This window comes from Enterobacter cloacae complex sp. ECNIH7 (genome assembly GCF_002208095.1).
GTDB lineage: Bacteria > Pseudomonadota > Gammaproteobacteria > Enterobacterales > Enterobacteriaceae > Enterobacter > Enterobacter cloacae_M.
The window spans coordinates 89,946-107,741 of sequence record NZ_CP017991.1 but is presented as its reverse complement, the minus strand read 5'-3'; the positions used below and the strand labels follow the sequence as shown (position 1 = coordinate 107,741).

The 17,796-nt window shown below is 56.1% G+C and carries 20 protein-coding genes and 1 pseudogene; all 21 read left to right on the top strand.

Annotated features, from left to right (window positions below):
* Positions 1 to 13: 13 nt before the first annotated feature.
* The 21 genes and pseudogenes from WM95_RS26250 to traG all read left to right on the top strand — a co-directional run bounded on the left by WM95_RS26250 (position 14) and on the right by traG (position 17,789).
* A complete protein-coding gene (locus WM95_RS26250) occupies positions 14 to 259 on the top strand; it encodes a hypothetical protein (RefSeq protein WP_088545084.1) in 246 nt (81 codons plus the stop codon).
* Positions 256 to 717: a hypothetical protein gene (locus WM95_RS26245; RefSeq protein ID WP_236901076.1), complete on the top strand. Its 462-nt coding sequence runs from the start codon at positions 256 to 258 to the stop codon at positions 715 to 717. The genes WM95_RS26250 and WM95_RS26245 overlap by 4 nt, the downstream gene beginning before the upstream one ends.
* Positions 718 to 867: 150 nt before the next feature.
* Positions 868 to 1,422 carry a type IV conjugative transfer system lipoprotein TraV gene (gene traV, locus WM95_RS26240; protein ID WP_088545083.1) on the top strand — a complete coding sequence of 185 codons (555 nt, stop codon included), beginning with the start codon at positions 868 to 870 and terminating at the stop codon, positions 1,420 to 1,422.
* Entirely contained in the window at positions 1,419 to 1,595 is a 177-nt protein-coding gene (locus WM95_RS27490; RefSeq protein WP_176600604.1) for a hypothetical protein, read from the top strand. Before traV ends, WM95_RS27490 begins: the two co-directional genes overlap by 4 nt.
* Entirely contained in the window at positions 1,592 to 4,198 is a 2,607-nt protein-coding gene (traC, locus tag WM95_RS26235) for a type IV secretion system protein TraC (RefSeq protein WP_088545082.1), read from the top strand. The genes WM95_RS27490 and traC overlap by 4 nt, the downstream gene beginning before the upstream one ends.
* Positions 4,195 to 4,608, top strand: a complete 414-nt coding sequence (trbI, locus tag WM95_RS26230; protein WP_088545120.1) for a type-F conjugative transfer system protein TrbI — start codon at positions 4,195 to 4,197, stop codon at positions 4,606 to 4,608. Before traC ends, trbI begins: the two co-directional genes overlap by 4 nt.
* Positions 4,605 to 5,240, top strand: coding sequence for a type-F conjugative transfer system protein TraW (traW, locus tag WM95_RS26225; RefSeq protein WP_088545081.1), 636 nt, complete (start codon positions 4,605 to 4,607; stop codon positions 5,238 to 5,240). Before trbI ends, traW begins: the two co-directional genes overlap by 4 nt.
* On the top strand, positions 5,237 to 5,629 hold the full coding sequence (locus WM95_RS26220; protein WP_088545080.1) for a hypothetical protein: 393 nt from the start codon (positions 5,237 to 5,239) through the stop codon (positions 5,627 to 5,629). The genes traW and WM95_RS26220 overlap by 4 nt, the downstream gene beginning before the upstream one ends.
* A complete protein-coding gene (locus WM95_RS26215; RefSeq protein WP_088545079.1) occupies positions 5,620 to 5,898 on the top strand; it encodes a hypothetical protein in 279 nt (92 codons plus the stop codon). The genes WM95_RS26220 and WM95_RS26215 overlap by 10 nt, the downstream gene beginning before the upstream one ends.
* On the top strand, positions 5,889 to 6,923 hold the full coding sequence (locus WM95_RS26210; protein WP_088545078.1) for a hypothetical protein: 1,035 nt from the start codon (positions 5,889 to 5,891) through the stop codon (positions 6,921 to 6,923). The genes WM95_RS26215 and WM95_RS26210 overlap by 10 nt, the downstream gene beginning before the upstream one ends.
* A 103-nt stretch (positions 6,924 to 7,026) precedes the next feature.
* The gene (locus WM95_RS26205) at positions 7,027 to 7,242 is read left to right on the top strand and encodes a hypothetical protein (RefSeq protein ID WP_088545077.1); all 216 of its coding nucleotides are present in this window, start codon (positions 7,027 to 7,029) and stop codon (positions 7,240 to 7,242) included.
* 61 nt (positions 7,243 to 7,303) lie between these two features.
* The gene (locus tag WM95_RS26200; protein ID WP_088545076.1) at positions 7,304 to 7,627 is read left to right on the top strand and encodes a hypothetical protein; all 324 of its coding nucleotides are present in this window, start codon (positions 7,304 to 7,306) and stop codon (positions 7,625 to 7,627) included.
* Entirely contained in the window at positions 7,624 to 8,619 is a 996-nt protein-coding gene (gene traU / locus WM95_RS26195; RefSeq protein WP_088545075.1) for a conjugal transfer pilus assembly protein TraU, read from the top strand. Before WM95_RS26200 ends, traU begins: the two co-directional genes overlap by 4 nt.
* Before the next feature lie 10 nt (positions 8,620 to 8,629).
* On the top strand, positions 8,630 to 9,253 hold the full coding sequence (trbC, locus tag WM95_RS26190) for a type-F conjugative transfer system pilin assembly protein TrbC (protein WP_088545074.1): 624 nt from the start codon (positions 8,630 to 8,632) through the stop codon (positions 9,251 to 9,253).
* Complete coding sequence (traN, locus tag WM95_RS26185; protein ID WP_088545073.1) at positions 9,250 to 11,106, top strand: type-F conjugative transfer system mating-pair stabilization protein TraN; 1,857 nt, start codon at positions 9,250 to 9,252, stop codon at positions 11,104 to 11,106. Before trbC ends, traN begins: the two co-directional genes overlap by 4 nt.
* Positions 11,107 to 11,895, top strand: coding sequence for a type-F conjugative transfer system pilin assembly protein TraF (gene traF, locus WM95_RS26180; RefSeq protein ID WP_088545072.1), 789 nt, complete (start codon positions 11,107 to 11,109; stop codon positions 11,893 to 11,895).
* Between the two features lie 12 nt (positions 11,896 to 11,907).
* Positions 11,908 to 12,126 carry a hypothetical protein gene (locus tag WM95_RS26175; protein ID WP_088545071.1) on the top strand — a complete coding sequence of 73 codons (219 nt, stop codon included), beginning with the start codon at positions 11,908 to 11,910 and terminating at the stop codon, positions 12,124 to 12,126.
* Positions 12,116 to 12,727, top strand: a complete 612-nt coding sequence (locus WM95_RS26170) for a type-F conjugative transfer system pilin assembly thiol-disulfide isomerase TrbB (protein ID WP_088545070.1) — start codon at positions 12,116 to 12,118, stop codon at positions 12,725 to 12,727. Before WM95_RS26175 ends, WM95_RS26170 begins: the two co-directional genes overlap by 11 nt.
* Positions 12,728 to 12,744: 17 nt before the next feature.
* Positions 12,745 to 13,008 carry a hypothetical protein gene (locus WM95_RS26165; RefSeq protein ID WP_032656071.1) on the top strand — a complete coding sequence of 88 codons (264 nt, stop codon included), beginning with the start codon at positions 12,745 to 12,747 and terminating at the stop codon, positions 13,006 to 13,008.
* Positions 13,005 to 14,370: pseudogene (gene traH / locus WM95_RS26160) on the top strand (conjugal transfer pilus assembly protein TraH). Before WM95_RS26165 ends, traH begins: the two are co-directional and overlap by 4 nt.
* Positions 14,370 to 17,789 carry a conjugal transfer mating-pair stabilization protein TraG gene (gene traG, locus WM95_RS26155; RefSeq protein ID WP_088545069.1) on the top strand — a complete coding sequence of 1,140 codons (3,420 nt, stop codon included), beginning with the start codon at positions 14,370 to 14,372 and terminating at the stop codon, positions 17,787 to 17,789. Before traH ends, traG begins: the two are co-directional and overlap by 1 nt.
* Positions 17,790 to 17,796 lie beyond the last annotated feature (7 nt).

The window sequence follows — 17,796 nt, the reverse complement described above, 5'->3', positions numbered from 1 at the left end:
TGAGGAACTCAGGATGAAATCACGGAAAACACTGCAGTGGGCAACAACCCGGTGGAGGCCAGGACTTATATTCGCCGGTTCGTGGTCCATTTTGTTCTCCACGCTTTTCTCCGGTTTTATATGGGTACAGCTTATCGGCATGTTCCTTTTTCTGGCAGGCCTTCTTTTCCTGGCCGAGTCAATACCTGGCGGCATGGTGTGGCGTGAGCTGCACTCGCCAACCCAGGACACAACACCTGAAGAAAAGGAGAGAAAATGAAGAAGCCAGACATGGAAAACCGCATTGTTTTACTGAGAGGTATTAAGCAGGACTGGAAAGCCTGGTCTGAAGGAAAGAGGCTGGGGTGTATCAGCAAGAAGCTCGCCGGGATACTACTGGCTGTGGTGGCCGCTATCTTCGTTACCATAGTGCTGAACTATGAGCTTTTGCCTTATAGCCTGTACTCCCTTCCACCTTTGAGTGTGTTTGCCATTTTTCTGGTTTCCGAACTGAGTACGCCAGGCGGCTGGGACGAGGTTATCGACAGGAGGCTTCAGTCATATGAACCGCGTGACAGTGAAGCCTGGAAAGCACTAAGGGCCGCTGTTCTGGAAAAAGGGAAGCTGGAACATGACGATGTCAGGTTATGGCTTGAAGCTGAGTTTAAAGCCAATGCTGACCTGCTGGACGTGGCTGAAACGGCTATGAGATATGGATTTGTCCGGCGCGATGTATAAGCCGCCAGACATGCAGCCCGCATCCCTTAACCCTGCAACCCTTTTAAAATGGATCCGCTATATCTGTAACCCATAAGCGACCACCGCTGCTGATTTTGCACCAGAGCCTTCCCGTTCAATAACCCCCAAAAACACCACCGGAGTTACCCCATGAAAAAACTACTGGGTGCTGCACTGCTGTGCAGCGCACTGACCGGCTGCGCCGGTCTCAATTCTGATTTCGACTGCAACAAGACCGCCACCGACCAGTGCCTGACGACCGGAGAGGCCAACAAACTGGCCGCGCAGGGCAAAAGCCTGGACGACCTGACGGCTGATAAAGCCACAAAAAAGCCTGCGGGTGAAACCCTGCCGGCACTGCGTAACACAGCGCCGGGCGTCAATCCGTGGCGTCCTGTTTCCGTCGCAGCAACCGGAACCGCCGCCGCTAAGCCAATTGCTCCTCGCCCGCTGGCGACTGCCCAGGCGGAGACATCCGGCTCACTGGTCACGCCGCTGGTCACCACCAGTCATGCCACGCCGGTGCCGGTCAACACCGCTGGCCGCGTCCCGGTTCAGCGCATCCCTGACGCCACGCAGCGCCTGTGGATTGCACCCTGGGTGGACACGGACGACAACTTTCATCAGCCCGCCGTTGTCGAGTTTGTGAAAAACAAATCCCACTGGGATGAGAGCTATCGCGTTATCGGGGAGGGCGGCGAATGACGGATTTCCGCAATGACACCACCGCCCGGGAAGATGAGGGCGTGGTCATTGAGCGTCTACAGGGTGACTGGCACGTTAACAGGGGTAATGAGCAACACATTATTCGCCAGTCGGAAGATGAGCGGCTGCGCCGCCTGGAGTTGATCCGGGCCGCAGCGGAGGGCCGAAAATGAGTTTTGTCGACAGTCTGATGGGGATGCTGAAAAACGGGAAAGAGGAAGACGGTGCGGCAACGGCCCGTAACAACCTTTCCCAGACCTGGGACTACCCGTCCCTGGTCGCCGCACTACCGTACCGGTATTACGACGACACCAATGAGATTTTCGTCAACGCCGGTTCGGCAGGCTTCATTATGGAAGCCGCGCCACTGCCCGGTGCGAATGAGCAGGTGATGGCCGCGCTCGACGACATGCTGCGCAAGAAACTGCCCCGTAAAACGCCGTTGACCGTTATTCTGCTGGCCAGCAAGTGTGTAGGAGAGCGTATCGATCGCGGGGTGAGCGGTGATATGTGGAAAGGTCAGATGGCCGAACACCTCAATAAAATCACCCGTGCATTCTGGCAGCGCTCGGCGCTTCACGGTTTGGCCAACGAACGTGAATACCCGCTCTACCTGCGTAACTACCGCATCTTTATTGTCTACGGAGAATCACTGAAGCGCGCCTCCCAGACGCAGCGGATAATTGATGACCTGATTCAGATACGCAACACCATCCGCGTCTCACTGGGAGCTGCGCGTATCGACAGTATAAACACCGATGTGAACGCCTTCCTGTCTGCGGTACGTGAACAGATGAACTACCGGCAGGAGCAGGTGTTGATGTCCTCCGGGGATTACAACGAGGATGAGAAGCTTAACCGCCAGGTGGTTGATCCGGGGATTGACCTTAAGGTTCATCCATCGCATATCCGTATGGCGTTGCCGGAAAGCATCGATACGCGCGGGACGCGCCTGCCGGCATCAGCCTGTCGCATCATTAACATGCAGCTCAGCAAGAACCCGCGCCGCTTTGCTCTCTGGCAGGGGGCTGACAACCTGCAAAATCTGCGTTTCCCCGACCTCGGCATTCCCTGTCCGTTCATGCTGACCTGGACGACGGAGCTGGAAGAACAGACCAAAAGTCAGAGTGAGGCCTTCCGTAAAGACACGGACCTGTCAAAAAAAGCGAATTCAGCTTACGCCGCACTGTTCCCCGGCACCAAAAAAGCCGCAGACGAATGGCGACGCACCCGCGAACAGCTGAACAGCAACGAAATCGCGCTCTGCAACACCTACTTCAATCTGACCCTGTTCGCGCCGGATAACAACACCGATGCCCAGGCCTGCGAGCTGGCCGCCGTCAACGTGTTCCGCAAGAACGAGCTGGAGATGGTGACGATACAGTACCAGCAGATGCGTAACTGGCTGGCCGGCTTCCCGTTCGTCATGCAGGAAGGGATGTGGGAAGACCTGAAGATGACCGGGGCTACGCTTCGCGCCAAATCCTGGAACGCGGTGAGCCTGATGCCGGTGGTGGCAGAACGCCAGCTGTCGAACGTGGGAATGCCACTGCCAACCTACCGCAACCAGGTGGCCTTCTTCGATATGTTTGGTGAAGAGAACGGCAGTACCAACTTCAACATTGCCGTCACTGGCACCTCGGGGGCCGGTAAATCGTTCCTGACGCAGGGGGTCCTGCGCGATGTACTCAACGCCAATGGGTATGCCTGGGTCATTGACATGGGGGACAGCTACAAGAACTACTGCCACCAGGCCGGCGGGGTCTACCTCGACGGGGCGCAGCTGCGCTTTAACCCGTTTGCTAACGTCCGGGACATCAAACACTCTGCTGAAGGGATTGTTCGTCTGTTGACGGTGCTGGCCAGTCCGACGCAGCCACTGGATGGGGTGTGTGAAGCCATCCTGCAAAAAGCGGTCATGGATGCGTGGGAGAAAAAAGAACACAAGGCGCGTATCGATGATGTTCATCGCTACCTGACCAGTGAAGAGGTCAATACAGCCTTTGCGGACAAACCGACGATTATCGCGCGTCTCGCTGAGCTGGCCATGCTGCTCGATACCTACTGCACCTGGGGGCCGGATGGCGAATACTTCAATGCGGACAACCCGACCCTCGATGGCGAAACCCGCTTTGCGGTGCTGGAGCTGCTGAGCCTGGAAGACAAGCCGAAGCTGCTCTCGTCCATCCTGTTCTCGCTCATTCTGGCGATACAGGAAAAGATGTACCACAGCCCGCGCGACCTCAAAAAAGTCTGCATCATCGACGAGGCCTGGCGTCTGCTGGGTGGCTCCAACCCGCACGCGGCACGGTTTATCGAAACCGGCTACCGTACCGTGCGCCGCCACCGGGGCGCGTTTATCACCATCACCCAGGGCATCAAGGACTTCAGCGCCAGCAAGGAAGCAGAAGCCGCCTGGAACAACAGCTCCACCAAAATCACCCTGCTGCAGGATGCAAGGGCCTTTAAACAGTACCTTGCCGATAACCCGGATCAGTTCTCGGACATGGAAAAAGAAGTTATCCGTGGCTTCCAGCCCGCCCTGCAAACCGGCTACAGCTCCCTGCTGATAAGCGCCGGTGAATACAGCTCCTTCCATCGTCTGTTTGTCGACCCCGTCACGCGTGCCATGTTCAGCTCGCGCGGTGAGGATTTCGCCTATATGCAGAACGCGCAGAAAGCCGGAGCCACGGCGGAAGAGGCGGCATATCTGCTGGCGGAGAAGAAATTTGGCGGTGAACTTCGGGAACTTGAAGAGTGGGTGAACGCAGCATGAGTGAACAAAACGAAAAGCCGTATGACGGCGATGCCGTCCGGGACGGTGTGACGATGGCCAGCAAAACATCCCGCTGGCTTAAAGGGGGGCTGCTGGGACTGGCGGGACTGCTGGCCATGACCGGCGTGGCGTATGTGACGGCGAAGGCCGTCACCCCGGAAGTTGTGGTGTTTGACATGAAAGGGACGGTTGACCTCTTCATGCAGCAGTCATCGCAGTTACAGCTTGATGAGGGCAGGGCGAAAGCCCTGACGGCCCGCTTCAACGCGGCACTGACGACCAGTCTGGGCGAATGGCAGGCTTCACATAATGCCATCATCCTGGTGAAACCGGCAGTGATGAGCCCTCAGCGTGATATCACCGATGAAATCCGCGCCGACATTGCCCGGCGCACCCAGGGGGGCATGTGAAAAAACGACTTCAGCTGACGGCTCTGATACTGCTGACGCTCTCTGCTGCCAGTGGTGCCAAAGATCTCGGGACCTGGGGCAACGTGTTCGAACCTGCCGAACAGGACATGCTGACCTTTATCCAGAACCGCCTGAAGGGAATGGAGCAGAGCGGTGAACTTGACCGGTTACGGGAGGAGGCAACCGCGCGGGTAAAAGAACACGCGGTTCGCCCGACCCCGGTTGAAGGACTCAGTAAGGCCGTGACCTACCGCAGCTTCGTCTGGGACCCGACTTTCACCGTAAAAGAGACCATTACCGATATGCAGGGCAACGTGATTGCCCGTAAGGGTGACACGGTCAACCCGCTGGATAAGGTGCCTTTCAGCCAGGTGCTCTATTTCATCGACGGTGATGACAGGGAGCAGGTGAACTGGATCCGGCAGCAAATCGCCGGGCAAACAGACTTTAAGGTGATCCTGGTGAAAGGCAACATCAGGGACAGCAGCAATGCCCTGAATGAGCGTATCTACTTTGACCAGTCTGGCGTACTGACCCGTAAGTTTGGTTTTGAACACATCCCGGCACGGATTTCGCGTGATGGCCGTGTGATGAAGGTGGAAGAAATTCCGGTATCAGGAGCAAAAAAATGACAGCAACTACGTTAGGTGACCTGTTTCCCACTCTCCGTAACGCGGTATCCGCACCATGCCATCCCCAAAAAAAGGACCGAAAAACGCCAGCGACCGTGACCCGCAGCGGAACCGCTGAACGGCTCAAGGCGCTGTACCCCGAAATTGACGGCTGGCATCCGGTACTGGTGACTAAAGCATGGCTTCACTGGTGCGGACAGAACCAGCTGGATACTCAGGAGCCGGAAACACGCGATGAAAGATTCCCTGACTTCATCATTCATCTTCTGATGGAGAACATGCGGGCAGAAGACGGTGCGAAACGTAAAAAGGGCCAGACGATGTCGCTTTCTGAGCGTCTCGACAGGTTGTTCGCAGGCGAAGGGCAGGAGAACGCGGAATGTCACTGAAACACAATGCCGCGGTGCAGTCTGTACCTCAGCACATGACAGACCACAATACGGATACTAAAGGCAATGACAACGCCGTGAATCAACTCTGTCAGCTGTACCCTGAAATCGAATCGTGGCAACCCGAGCTGATCGCCGGTGCCTGGCATCACTGGTGTGCGCAGAACAGTCTGGTGTCGGCGGTACCAGAACAACGTGATGAGGCGTTTCCCCTGTATCTCGTCAGTCTTATCCGTAACAGAATGGAGGAGATGAACGTATGGCGCTAATCAGCTGTTTAACCCGTCCGGACGGGCTGCAGGGTGTGTTTTCCTGCCTGAGTATAGGGCAGGGGCTCAGTGGCTTTCTGGTGTTGATTATTTTACTGGTCGGCTGGCTGGTGATCCAATACCTGGCAGAGGCGAGACGTGTACGGCGGACCCGGGAAGCCAGACCAGGAATACCCGTCCCGCCGGCACAATTTGGTAATGCCCGTCATGCATCTGCTGTGCATGACTTTGCTAACCAGAACTATTACCAGGTGATGCTCGCCGAGATGGAAAAAGCACTGTTTTCGGCAGGTTACGAACTGACGCAGGATGCATCACGCTGCACACGGCTGGCAAATGCAGACAGACGCGATATCAGCCGAAAAGTGACCAGCGTTCGCCACCGTTATATGACCCCCCTTCTATCAGAACAGGCGATGAATGACAGTATTGATGACGCTATGAGAAATGGCTCCGCTGTGGAATGGCTGAACATGCTTATCTGGGGCAGTGAGCGGGAAGGATGGTATATCACCCGCAGTCAGGATGAAAACTCCACCAGGCTGACCGACTGGCAAAAACAGATGTGGCCCGTCAGGCAGGTGAGCATCATCGTGACGTCTGATACGTTGGTCATCACCCGTGATCTGGTTCGCGGTCTGAACGAGGCTGTGAAAAGGATGAGTCACACGCCGTTTCCTGAAAACGACAATATGCCTGAACTCAGCGATGTACCGGTAACAAGCCCGGGCCTTCAGGTGACACTGGAGCGTCAGTTGTGCACTACGCCTCCGGGGTTCTTTTCTGAGGTTGCTGGCCGGAACGTACCGGAGGCGCTGACGAGGATGATTGCTGTACCACAGGACGAAGAAAAGCGGGTTGTGGCGGTCTTCGCGCAGATAACGTCTCCGCGCTCAACAGAGATGTTAACCCTGTATCTGAATGCTGCTGCTGAACGCATTTCCGCCGGGGAGGCTCATGGCGCGGACTACGATGATGACAACGGTTATGCCTTTATCGTCACGCGTACCCTTAAACCTCACTGATTCAACCGTGCGGCCATCCAGGATGTTCGGTGCTCACTGCGTTGCGCTCCGCCTCAGCCTGAATGTTCTCACGGTTTCCGATTAACCCCGACAAGGTAACACCATGAAAAAAGACCCTGATGCTGAAAAGGGCCGGAATGTTACAGCCGTTCGTCATGATGAAAAATCGGCATTACGGCTCAATGCCATTCTTGCAGAGAATCCCCTTTATTATCCCTCGCTCGTCTTGCGGGCTGGCCTGCTAGCCCTTGAGGACATGAGCAAAGAACAACGGCTAATGATCGTCATGAAAGCCGCGACTAAGCCCGAAACACACTGACCTTTCTGTTTTAACTGGCCCTCCCGCCGTCCGGTGGCTGCGGCACTCCCGGAGATACCCCATGACACATCCTGAATATATCGGGCCGGTGACGGTTACCCGTGACCGCAACGGCTTCTGGACGCACCCCCGCTACTTTACGTCAGCCAGTGATGAGGCCACCCGGACTGAATTTGGTGACTGGATGCACCGTCACAACCTGACCTGTGCCACCCGCTGGATGGAAAACGATGCCCCGCCTCAGGTGATTGCAGCCTGGGAAAAGGGCGCGGCGGATATCAGTGCCTGGCAACCCTCAGCGCCTGCGGGCGATGGCTGGTTTATCGGCTCCATTCATGACACGGAAGACGGCCCGGTCTGTATCTGGTTGCGGGAGGTGAAATGAAGCACTTTTCATGGCTTGCCGGCATTCTGCTGATATTACTGTCCTGGTCCCCCACGCAGGCAACCGCCGCCAGCAACGCCGGAGACGGTCGCTGGGTCAACCCGATAACGGATGTCTGCTGGAAATGCCTGTTCCCGATGACACTCGGCAATATCCAGCTCGCCTCCGGTCCGCAGAAAGATACCGCTAACCCATCCTCCCCCATCCAGATATGTCCGGTGGGGGTCCTGTACCGCGTTGGTCTGGCCATTGGGTTCTGGGAGCCGATGGCGATGGTGGATGTGACCCGTGAGCCGGGTGTGATGGTGAATATGGGGGGATTTAAAATCGACCTGGGGCGGACGGGCACAGGGACGTCAGGTCAGAGTGACCGGCCCGCAGCCGGCGCGTTTTACCACGTTCACTGGTACAAATACCCGCTGATCTTCTGGCTCAACATTATCACCAGCCTGGGTTGCCTGCAGACCGGCGATATGGACATCGCTTACCTCTCTGAAGTTGACCCTCTGTGGAATGACAGTACGCTCTCGATGCTGATTAACCCTGAAGCGGCACTGTTCGGGAATGTTGTGGCTCAGGCCGCCTGTGCGGCCGACGCGGTGGCCAGTGCGGCAGGTATGTCGCTCGCTCCGCTGTTCTGGTGTGCCGGTAGTCAGGGGACAATGTACCCGCTGACCGGTTACACCAGTGGTGAATTCTCACCGCTGGAAACCTCCTTGCTGGTCGGGGAAAGGATGGCGTTCAAGATGCACCGCGAGGGACTGGTCTGGAACTCTGTCGGAGCCGATAACGCCGTCTGTAACCAGTACCCGTCACCCATTATTCCCAAAGACCGGTGGCGATATCAGATGGTGAACATGTACCCCGAGGCAACCAACTGCCACCCGTTCGGGGCTATCACCCAGACCTGGGGCATGAAGCACAACTCCCCGTCCTCCAAAAAGAACTTCGGCTACCTCTTCTGGCGCAAACGAAACTGCGTCTTCCTTTAAGGACATGACAATGAAAACCGCTTATTTCCGGGCGCTGATGTTCAGCGTCCTGGCAGGCTTTGCGTCTCAGGTGCTGGCAAGTGCCCAGACAGAGACCTCCGTTACGGACCGTAACTGGATCAAAGGACAGCAGGACGCACTGGCAGCGATGAAAGAAGGAATGCCTGACCCGGGCGCAGGGCTGCCTGTCTTACCGCAGGCGCAGCAGGACCTGATGAACCGCCTCCAGGGCAATATCGCGGCGCAGTCCACCACGATGGGTGACAAAGACACGTTCCCGGCAATCTATTTTGTGAGCCTCGGTATACCACGTGAAGGCCTTCTGCCCATGCTGAAAGATGCGCGCCGATACAACATTCCGCCCACGTTACGCGGTCTGGTCAATAACGATATGCGCCAGACGGCGGCGCTCATGTTTGAGCTGAACAAGGAAGACAAGGATGCCGGCGTGCAAATCGATCCAACCCTGTTCAGTCAGTACCACATCACCACAGTGCCAGCCCTGGTGGTGACCTGCCCGGGCCGGTATGACTTTATCAGGGGCAGTCTGCCCCTGAAGGAGGCGCTGGAAAAAGTGGCGGAAAGCGGTGACTGTGCCGCAACGGCCCGCCAGTTACTGGAGGCTGCACGATGAGAAAGTCACTTTTCACCCTGCTGATGTCGTTTCCGCTCCTGGCCGGTGCTGCTAATCCGGCCTTTGATGCGGGGGCAAGTTTTGGCAAAGGCAGTGCATCCAGCGGGACAGACACCCTGAAAAATCCCGGTACGGTCACCAGTGCCATTCCGGGCTATACCGCGAACCCGCCGGAGAAAGGGTATTACGGTGGCGTGAGTGGCGGGGACGGCGGGCTGGCCAACAAAGGTCAGGCGGCCCTTCAGGGCAATGATGCCGCGCAGTCGGTTATCTCGTCCGGTACGACAAACCCGGCGCCCGCCATTGACCCGAAGGCTCCTTTTATCACCATCGGCAAGAATGCGGAGGGCACGGCTGACGGGATCATGGATGGCAGCAGCCAGCAGTGTACACAGACGACCGTGTCAAAATCGACGTTTGATAACTATTCCTGTAGCGCCGATGTGGCTGTATCAAAGACCTGTACCCGCGACACACAAATTACCGGCCATTATGAGAATCAGGTGTCCACGAAAACTGTGGTCATCTCGCCGGCGACGCTGGTCTTTACGAAAATCGATGACAACACGCTTGGATTTGCGCTGCCGCTGGATGAACCGGGGGGCACCATGCTGGAAGGTTCAATCACCACATCGCAAAAAAGCAGCGCCGGAAACCCGTTTTTTAGCTCGAAACTGACGTTCTACGGCACGTCGAAGACGCTGAAAAATGTGAATAACACATTTGATGTGGATGTGGCCCAGCAGGTTGTCCCGGCTGACGGGATGCTGCGCGGGACACTGACAAATGATGTTTCTGACTATATAGACCAGATGATGATGTCGGTCATGTCGTCAAAATACCCCAACAATGATGGCCTCGCCAAAATCACGGCGACAATCACCATCGTGACAACGGTGAAAGTCTGGGTCCCGTCGACGACGACCCCGTCAGTCTGTCCGGACAGCCCGGGTGGAAAGAAAACCGGCTCGGTCTGCACTATCAAAGGCGGTGACCGGCAGGTGGTTGTTGATGGTGTCACGCAGACGGTTCACAGCGACTGCTGGCAGTACACCGATACGTACCTGGTCAGCGAGAACACGACCGGCACCTGTGCCTCACTGACCAGCAACGCTGCCTGTACCAAAGCGAGTGAAACCTGCTCTGAGTACATTGACGGCACCTGTTCTCATAAAGACTACATCTATCAGTGCCAGACGGTGCATTCGTCCACGGGCCTGGTCTGCGGTGGCCAGTATATCTGTAAGTCAGGGGACTGCGACGACACCAACGGGGCGGGGGATAACGGGTTTGACACTGCCGTGGCCAAACTCGCTGGCCTGGCCTCTGCTGCTGAAGACGTCAGGGACCAGAACTCCACCATTAACGTCAGAGCCTTTACCGGTAAGGCGATGAGCTGTCGTAAAGCTTTCGCGGGATTCTCTAACTGTTGTAAGGACTCTGGCTGGGGACAGGACACCGGATTATCGGCCTGTAACGATGATGAGATGGCCATCGGCAAGGCGAAAGCCAAGAAGATTACCGTCAGTGTGGGTGACCGCTGCGATCGTCAGGTTGCCGGCGTATGTCTCCAGACCAGCCATGTTTACTGCGTCTTTGACGGCAAACTCGCCCGCATCATTCAGGAGCAGGGGCGTCGTGACCAGCTGGGCGTGAAGTTTGGCAGCGGCAGCAGTCCTGACTGCCGGGGGATCACGGTGCCGGAACTGCAGAGCATCGACTTCGACAAAATCAACTTCGCGGACTTCTACGAAGATTTGATGAACAACCAGAAAGTGCCTGACACCAGTACGCAGGTGAAACAAATCAAGGATCGTATCGCCGCCCAGGTGAACCAGCAGGGGGGTAAGTAAATGAAACGAAAATGTGTCCTCTGGGGGCTGTTGCTGGCCTTTGCCGGTCAGTCAGCCCTGGCTGAAGAGATAGTGACACCGGCTGATCCGTTTACCGGCTGGGCCTGGTACAACGAACCGAAAAAGCCCGCTGAATTGCCCAAAAAGCCACAGCAGCCCGCGCCGCAGTCGGTTCCGGATATGAGTAAGCTGTCCGCGCAGGAACAGGCAAAGGTGCTGCGCGGGTACACGATGGAGGCGCTTAACCGCGCCATCCTGTACCCGACGAAAGAGAATACGGCAACGTTCCTGCGCTGGCAGAAGTTCTGGACCGACCGGGGGTCGATGTTCAGCCAGTCCTTTGCGGCAGCGCAGCTGAGCCACCCGGATCTCGACTACAACCTGGAGTACCCGCACTACAACAGCATGGCGCCGTTTGTGCAGACGCGTGACCAGCAGTCGCGGCAGAACGCGGTGACGCAGCTGGCGCATCAGTACGGTCTGTTTTATTTCTACCGGGGCAGTGACCCGATTGATGTGCAGATGGCCGGCGTGGTGGCCGACTTTGCAAAAACCAACGGTATTTCGCTTATCCCGGTTTCGGTCGACGGGCAGGTGGCGGCCAGTCTGCCACAGAGTCGTCCGGACACCGGACAGTCACGTTCGATGAATATCTCGCACTTCCCGGCACTCTTCCTGGTCGACCCGACCAGCAAAAACTACCGTGCCCTGTCCTACGGCTTCATGACCCAGGATGATCTGTCGAAGCGATTCCTGAACGTGGCCACCGGCTTTAAACCGAATTCATAAGGTAATCAAACCATGAACGTTAATCTTTTCGCAGGACTGTTTTTCTGGGGCACGATGGCGCGCGTACTGAGTGAGCTGATGACCCTGTCAGTTGAACATACCCAGCAGGGGTTGCTCTGGTTATGCAACGGACTCTGGATGGGAGCGGCCGGGATGCTGATGTATGCCGGATATCGCTGGTTCCGTCATGACGCAAAGCAGGATCACAAGGAGGCCGATCATGAGCATTAAATCCGGACTCACCGCCCTGCTGATTGCCATGCCGCTGCTCGCACAAGCCGGAATTCGTGAAGAACTGGCGTTGCTGGAAGCGGCGAAGACGACAGCACCGGCTCACGATGCTGCCATGACCGCATCGGCCATCCCGGCACCTGCACCGGTGAACCTGATGTCACTGCCGGACGGTCGCCAGGCAAACATGAAGGATTATGCGGTGGTGCTCTTTATGCAGGCCCACTGCCAGTACAGCGCGAAGTTTGACCCGTTACTGAAGGGCTGGGCCGATCAGCACGATATCCGGGTGTACCCCTACACCCTGGACGGTGGCGGGGACGGCTCTTTCCCGACCCCGATGATCCCCCGCAAAACGGACCCGAATTCACCGATAGCCGATGAAATCGTCACGTTCTTCGGCAACGGTCTGCCCATCGCCACGCCGACCGCCTTCGTGGTCAACGTCAACACCCTGAAGGCGTACCCGCTGACGCAGGGGGTGATGGAAATCCCCACGCTTGAAAGCCGTATGGCCAGCCTGATTCAGGCCGACCTGGATAACGTTGACCCGAAATCGCTGCCGCCGATGCCGGCAAGTGCGCAGGTCACCCCTCAGTAAGACAACCGGACTTCAACATGAATACAACATCGTATGCATTATCGCGTGCCGAGCGCGTGTGGCTGCTGTTCAGCATGACGTTGCTGGTATCTGCCGCGTTTTACGGGACGCTGGCCCATCGCGTGGTCAGCGCACTGTCCCGCCCGGAAATGACCCTTTACCTTCAGGACGTGCCGGTGCTGCTGCTCATTTCGCTGAGTGTCGGCTTCTTTTTCACTGCCACAGGGTTGTACATCTGCCGCCTGACCCTGTCCCGGAAACCCCGTGAGGAGATCGCATGATTAAGGCACTGATAACAGCAGGCACTGTCTTTTTTGCCGGTCTGGCTGCGCTGCCGGCGCAGGCTGATGTCAACGGCGACCTGAACGGCTTCTTTGGCAGTCTCGGCTACAGCGGCAACGTCTCCCAGGCTCAGGCCTGGCAGGGACAGGCGGCAGGTTACTTCTCGGGTGGTTCTGTCTATCTGCGAAACCCCGTCAAAAACGTCCAGCTCATCTCCATGCAGTTGCCCTCCCTGAACGCCGGCTGCGGCGGTATCGATGCCTATCTGGGGTCGTTCAGTATGATCAGCGGGGAAGAAATTCAGCGGTTTGTTAAACAAATCATGAGTAACGCCGCCGGCTACGCCTTTGACCTGGCTCTCCAGACGATGGTGCCGGAACTGAAGCAGGCGAAAGATTTTCTGCAAAAGCTGGCCAACGATGTGAACAGTATGAACATGAGTTCGTGTCAGGCGGCACAGGGCATTATCGGCGGGTTGTGGCCGGTCACACAGGTGTCGCAGCAGAAAATCTGTCAGGACATCTCGGGTGAAACCAATATGTTTGCTGACTGGGCCGCGTCCCGTCAGGGCTGTACCGTGGGTGGGCAGAGTGACAAGGTGACAAGCAAGGCCGGTGACGATGAAAAAGACCAGGTGCTGAAAAACAAAAACCTGATCTGGGACACGCTGAGTAAAAACGGCCTGTTGGGCAATGACCGGGCTCTGAAGGAGCTGGTGATGAGCACGGTCGGCTCAATCATCTTCAACAAGGACGGCGACGTCACCATTCTGACGCCGCTGGTCGATAACCGGGATCTGATTAAGGTGCTGATGCGCGGCGGAACAGCGAAGGTGTACGGCTGTGATGAAGCCACACTCTGCCTCACGCCGGTTGTCGTGAACCTGACCATCAGCGAATCCAATGCGCTCGTGACGCTAGTCAAAAAACCTGATGCTGTCGATGCAAAACAAACTTGTCGATGACAATGCGCTGTCCGATCAGGAAAAAGGGTTTGTAAACACCACGTCGGTGCCCGTCCTGAAATACCTGACCAACGCACAGAGTATGGGGATGAGCGCGACCTATCTGTTGCAGGTGGCTGACTTCATCGCGCAGGACCTGATGATCCAGTACCTCCAGGAACTGGTTAAACAGGCAAGTCTGTCGCTTGCCGGCAAAAACTTCCCGGAAGAGGCTGCCGCGAAACTGCGCGACAACGTCATACATGCCCAGGGCTTGCTGGCTGACATGAAACTCCAGTCTGCTGCTGACCAGAACGCGCTTGATGGCATCGACCGTAACATGCAGTACCTGCAACAGCAGGTATCCACCATCGTTTCAGGCTCTTATCAGAGCAACTATCACTGGGGTGATCGCTGATGCTTGAGATATACACCATCTATGGCGGGGGGATGTGGAAAACGGCGCTGGACGCCGTTGTCACCCTGCTGGGTATGAACACGTTCAGTACACTGTTACGTATTGCCGGCACCTTTGGGGTGCTGGCCGCCCTGTTTGCCTTTATCAAACAACGTAACCCGATGGTGATGGTGCAGTGGCTGGCTATCTTCATGGTCCTGACGTCTGTCCTGCTGGTTCCAAAACGTTCCGTGCAGATTATCGACCTGTCAGACCCGGCAGCGGTCTGGAAAACCGATAATGTGCCAGTGGGACTGGCGGCCATTGCCTCACTGACCACCAGTATCGGGTACAAGATGGCGTCGACGTATGACATGCTGATGGCCAGACCCGATTCGGTGACCTACAGCAAGAGCGGGATGCTGTTTGGCTCACAGATAGTGGCGGAAACCAGTGACTTCACCACGCAGAACCCGGAGCTGGCCCAGATGTTGCCGGATTACGTGGAGAACTGCGTGATTGGCGACATTTTGCTGAATCACAAATACACCGTGAACCAGCTGCTGAACTCCACTGATCCGCTGGGGCTTATCACCAGTAACCCGAGTCCGCTGCGCGGGATATTCAAAACCACTGATTCGACCCGTCAGTTTCTGACCTGCCAGCAGGCGGCTGCACAGATAAACTCGCTGGCCAATACGGAAGGAAATCCGGCCAGTGCCACCTTTACCATGCTGACCAATAAAATTTTCGGCAACAAGGTAAACGGGGCGACCCTTCTGGCTAACGCGATGGGTGAAAGCTACGGGTATTTCTATGCCGGCGGGATGAGTGCGGCGCAAATCATGAAAAACAACATCACCAACAGCGCGGTCCGGCAGGGGGTGAAAGGGTTTGCGGCACGGTCTTCCGATACGGCGAACCTGCTGAATCTGGCGACCGAGAACGCGGCAACGAAGCAACGTCTCAGCTGGGCCGCCGGTAATGAGCTGGCGACCCGCACACTGCCGTTTGCCCAGTCGCTTCTGATGCTTATCCTGGTGTGTCTGTTCCCGCTGATGATAGCGCTGGCGGCGTCCAACCATAGTCTGTTTGGCCTGAACACGCTTAAGCTGTATGTCTGTGGTTTTATCTATTTCCAGATGTGGCCGATCATGTTTGCCATTCTGAACTATGCCGCAAATTTCTGGTTGCAGACCAAAACCGGTGGCACGGCACTGGTGCTGGCCAATACGGATGTGGTGGCATTGCAGCACTCTGATGTGGCGAACCTAGCCGGATATCTCTCACTGTCAATCCCCTTGCTTTCGTTCTACCTGACGAAAGGGGCAGCGGCGATGGGTTCACAGGTGGCAGGCAGCGTACTCAGTTCGGCCGCCTTCACCTCCGCCGGCGTGTCGGCAACCACGGCAGATGGCAACTGGTCGTTTAACAACATGTCGATGGATAACGTCAATCAGAACAAGATGGACACCAACCTGATGCAGCGTCAGGGCCAGCAGACATGGCAGGCGGATAATGGTTCGACTCAGACCCAGACTGCCGGTGGCCATACGGTAATCGATGGTTCCGGTGCGATGTCAAACCTGCCGGTGAACATGAAACTCAGCCAACTGGCGAGCAGCGGATTCCAGGAGTCGGCGCGGCAGTCGCAGGTACAGGCCCAGACGGCACTCGACGGTTACAACCACAGCGTCACCAGCGGGTGGTCACAGCTTTCGCAACTGTCCCATCAGACCGGTAGCAGCGACAGCATTAGCCAGGGCAGTGAAAACAGCAAGGCGACCAATGCTTCGCGCGGTGCCAGCATGATGATGTCCGCAGCGGAAAACTATGCGAAAGCGAACAACGTCTCAACGCAGGAAGCCTATAACAAGCTGATGGATATCAGTAATCAGGGTTCCCTTTCTGCGGGCGTAAAAACTACGCTTGGTGGTGGCATAAATATTGGTGTGGCTAAATGGGGGGCTGAAGGGAATCTTTCAGCGGATGCACGCCATACAACGGGGAGTTCACGCGGGGTTCAGGATTCAGGCTCACATACCCAGGATATGCGACATGACCAGAACAGCCAGGCGGTTAATGATTTCCGTCAGGGTATGGATATGGTTACCAGCAGTCGGGTAAGCGATGGTTCGAATCATACGGAGAATGCGGCAAACAGTAACGTTCAACAATTTGCCGCTACGCTCAACGATGCTCAAAGTCAGTACCATCAGTACACTACCAGTTCAACGCAGAGTAATGAGTTCAGCCGTATGGCCACGATGGCGCAGAACCAGAGTGCCAGCCTCGATACGAACTACAATCAGGAGTTCGTTGACTGGGCGGCTAATAAGTATGGTGACAAGGCTCAGTCCATGCTGACCAGTGCGCCGACAGCGCGTGAAGCAGCGATGGAGTTTGTAAACGAACGACTGAAACCTGAAATCAGCGGTGATTATCAGCAGGCGCGCTCAGACCTCGCCAGTGGTACTGAACATGCGGCATTCAGTGGTGAGCATATTGTCCACAGTGGGTCTGGTGGGCAACAGGATTCAGGCTCAGTACGGAATGATGATGGCGTCCGGTACAGCTCAGCAAATAGTGAAACTGAACGTACTGCGGCTATAAGGAGTGGTAGCTCTTCCGGTAATCATCAGGTTACAGAGGAAAGTAGCCTTCCAGCCGGACGAGGCATATCAACCGGTCAGGAGACTACGGGTTCAGTGCATACTGAAAGCGGACAAACCTATCGTGGTGAGCAATCAACGATCGCTGAAAGGCGCGTTGTCAGTCAACCAGGCACTTCTTATCGCGATGAGAACATCCCAGACAGCTCTGTTGAATACACTCGTCAGGATGCAAACCATTCAGGACTGAGCCGTGAACACGAGGCTGTGACGATTCAGAAAACTGGAACAGGGAACAACGCTTCGTCAGCCAGCGGTATTGAACATGGCAGACATTCAGCGGCTGCGGAACACACTGGTTCGGCTGGAACCTCACATCGGACATTCAGTCATTCTGGGCAGGAGCTGGAGTCACAAACGATTCAGCATAGCGGAAGCCGAATGACTGAAACCGGGACCCCTGGCGCCGTGGACGGAAATCGGGTATCGGGTTCGACTATGCAGGATGCATTCGAAGAAAATCAGTCAAAACTGCACGAGCAGTCAGGGCGGAGTTTTGAACCGCAAAATGATATACAGCGCCGGGTTGCGGAACAAAGATCTGAAAATGAGCATAAAATCAACGAATCTGCTGGTGAAATTGGTAAAAAACAATCCACTGTTCAGACATCCAGTGATATCCTGAAAGGAGAGAGTTTAAATGCGAACAGCACTTTCCAAATTCATAGGAAAGAGGCAGAGATCGATCAGCAAATGCCAGTAGTTGATGGTGAAGAAAAAAGAAAACTTGAAGGTCAATTGCTGGAATTAAGGAAAAGAACTGGGTAGGAGGGGG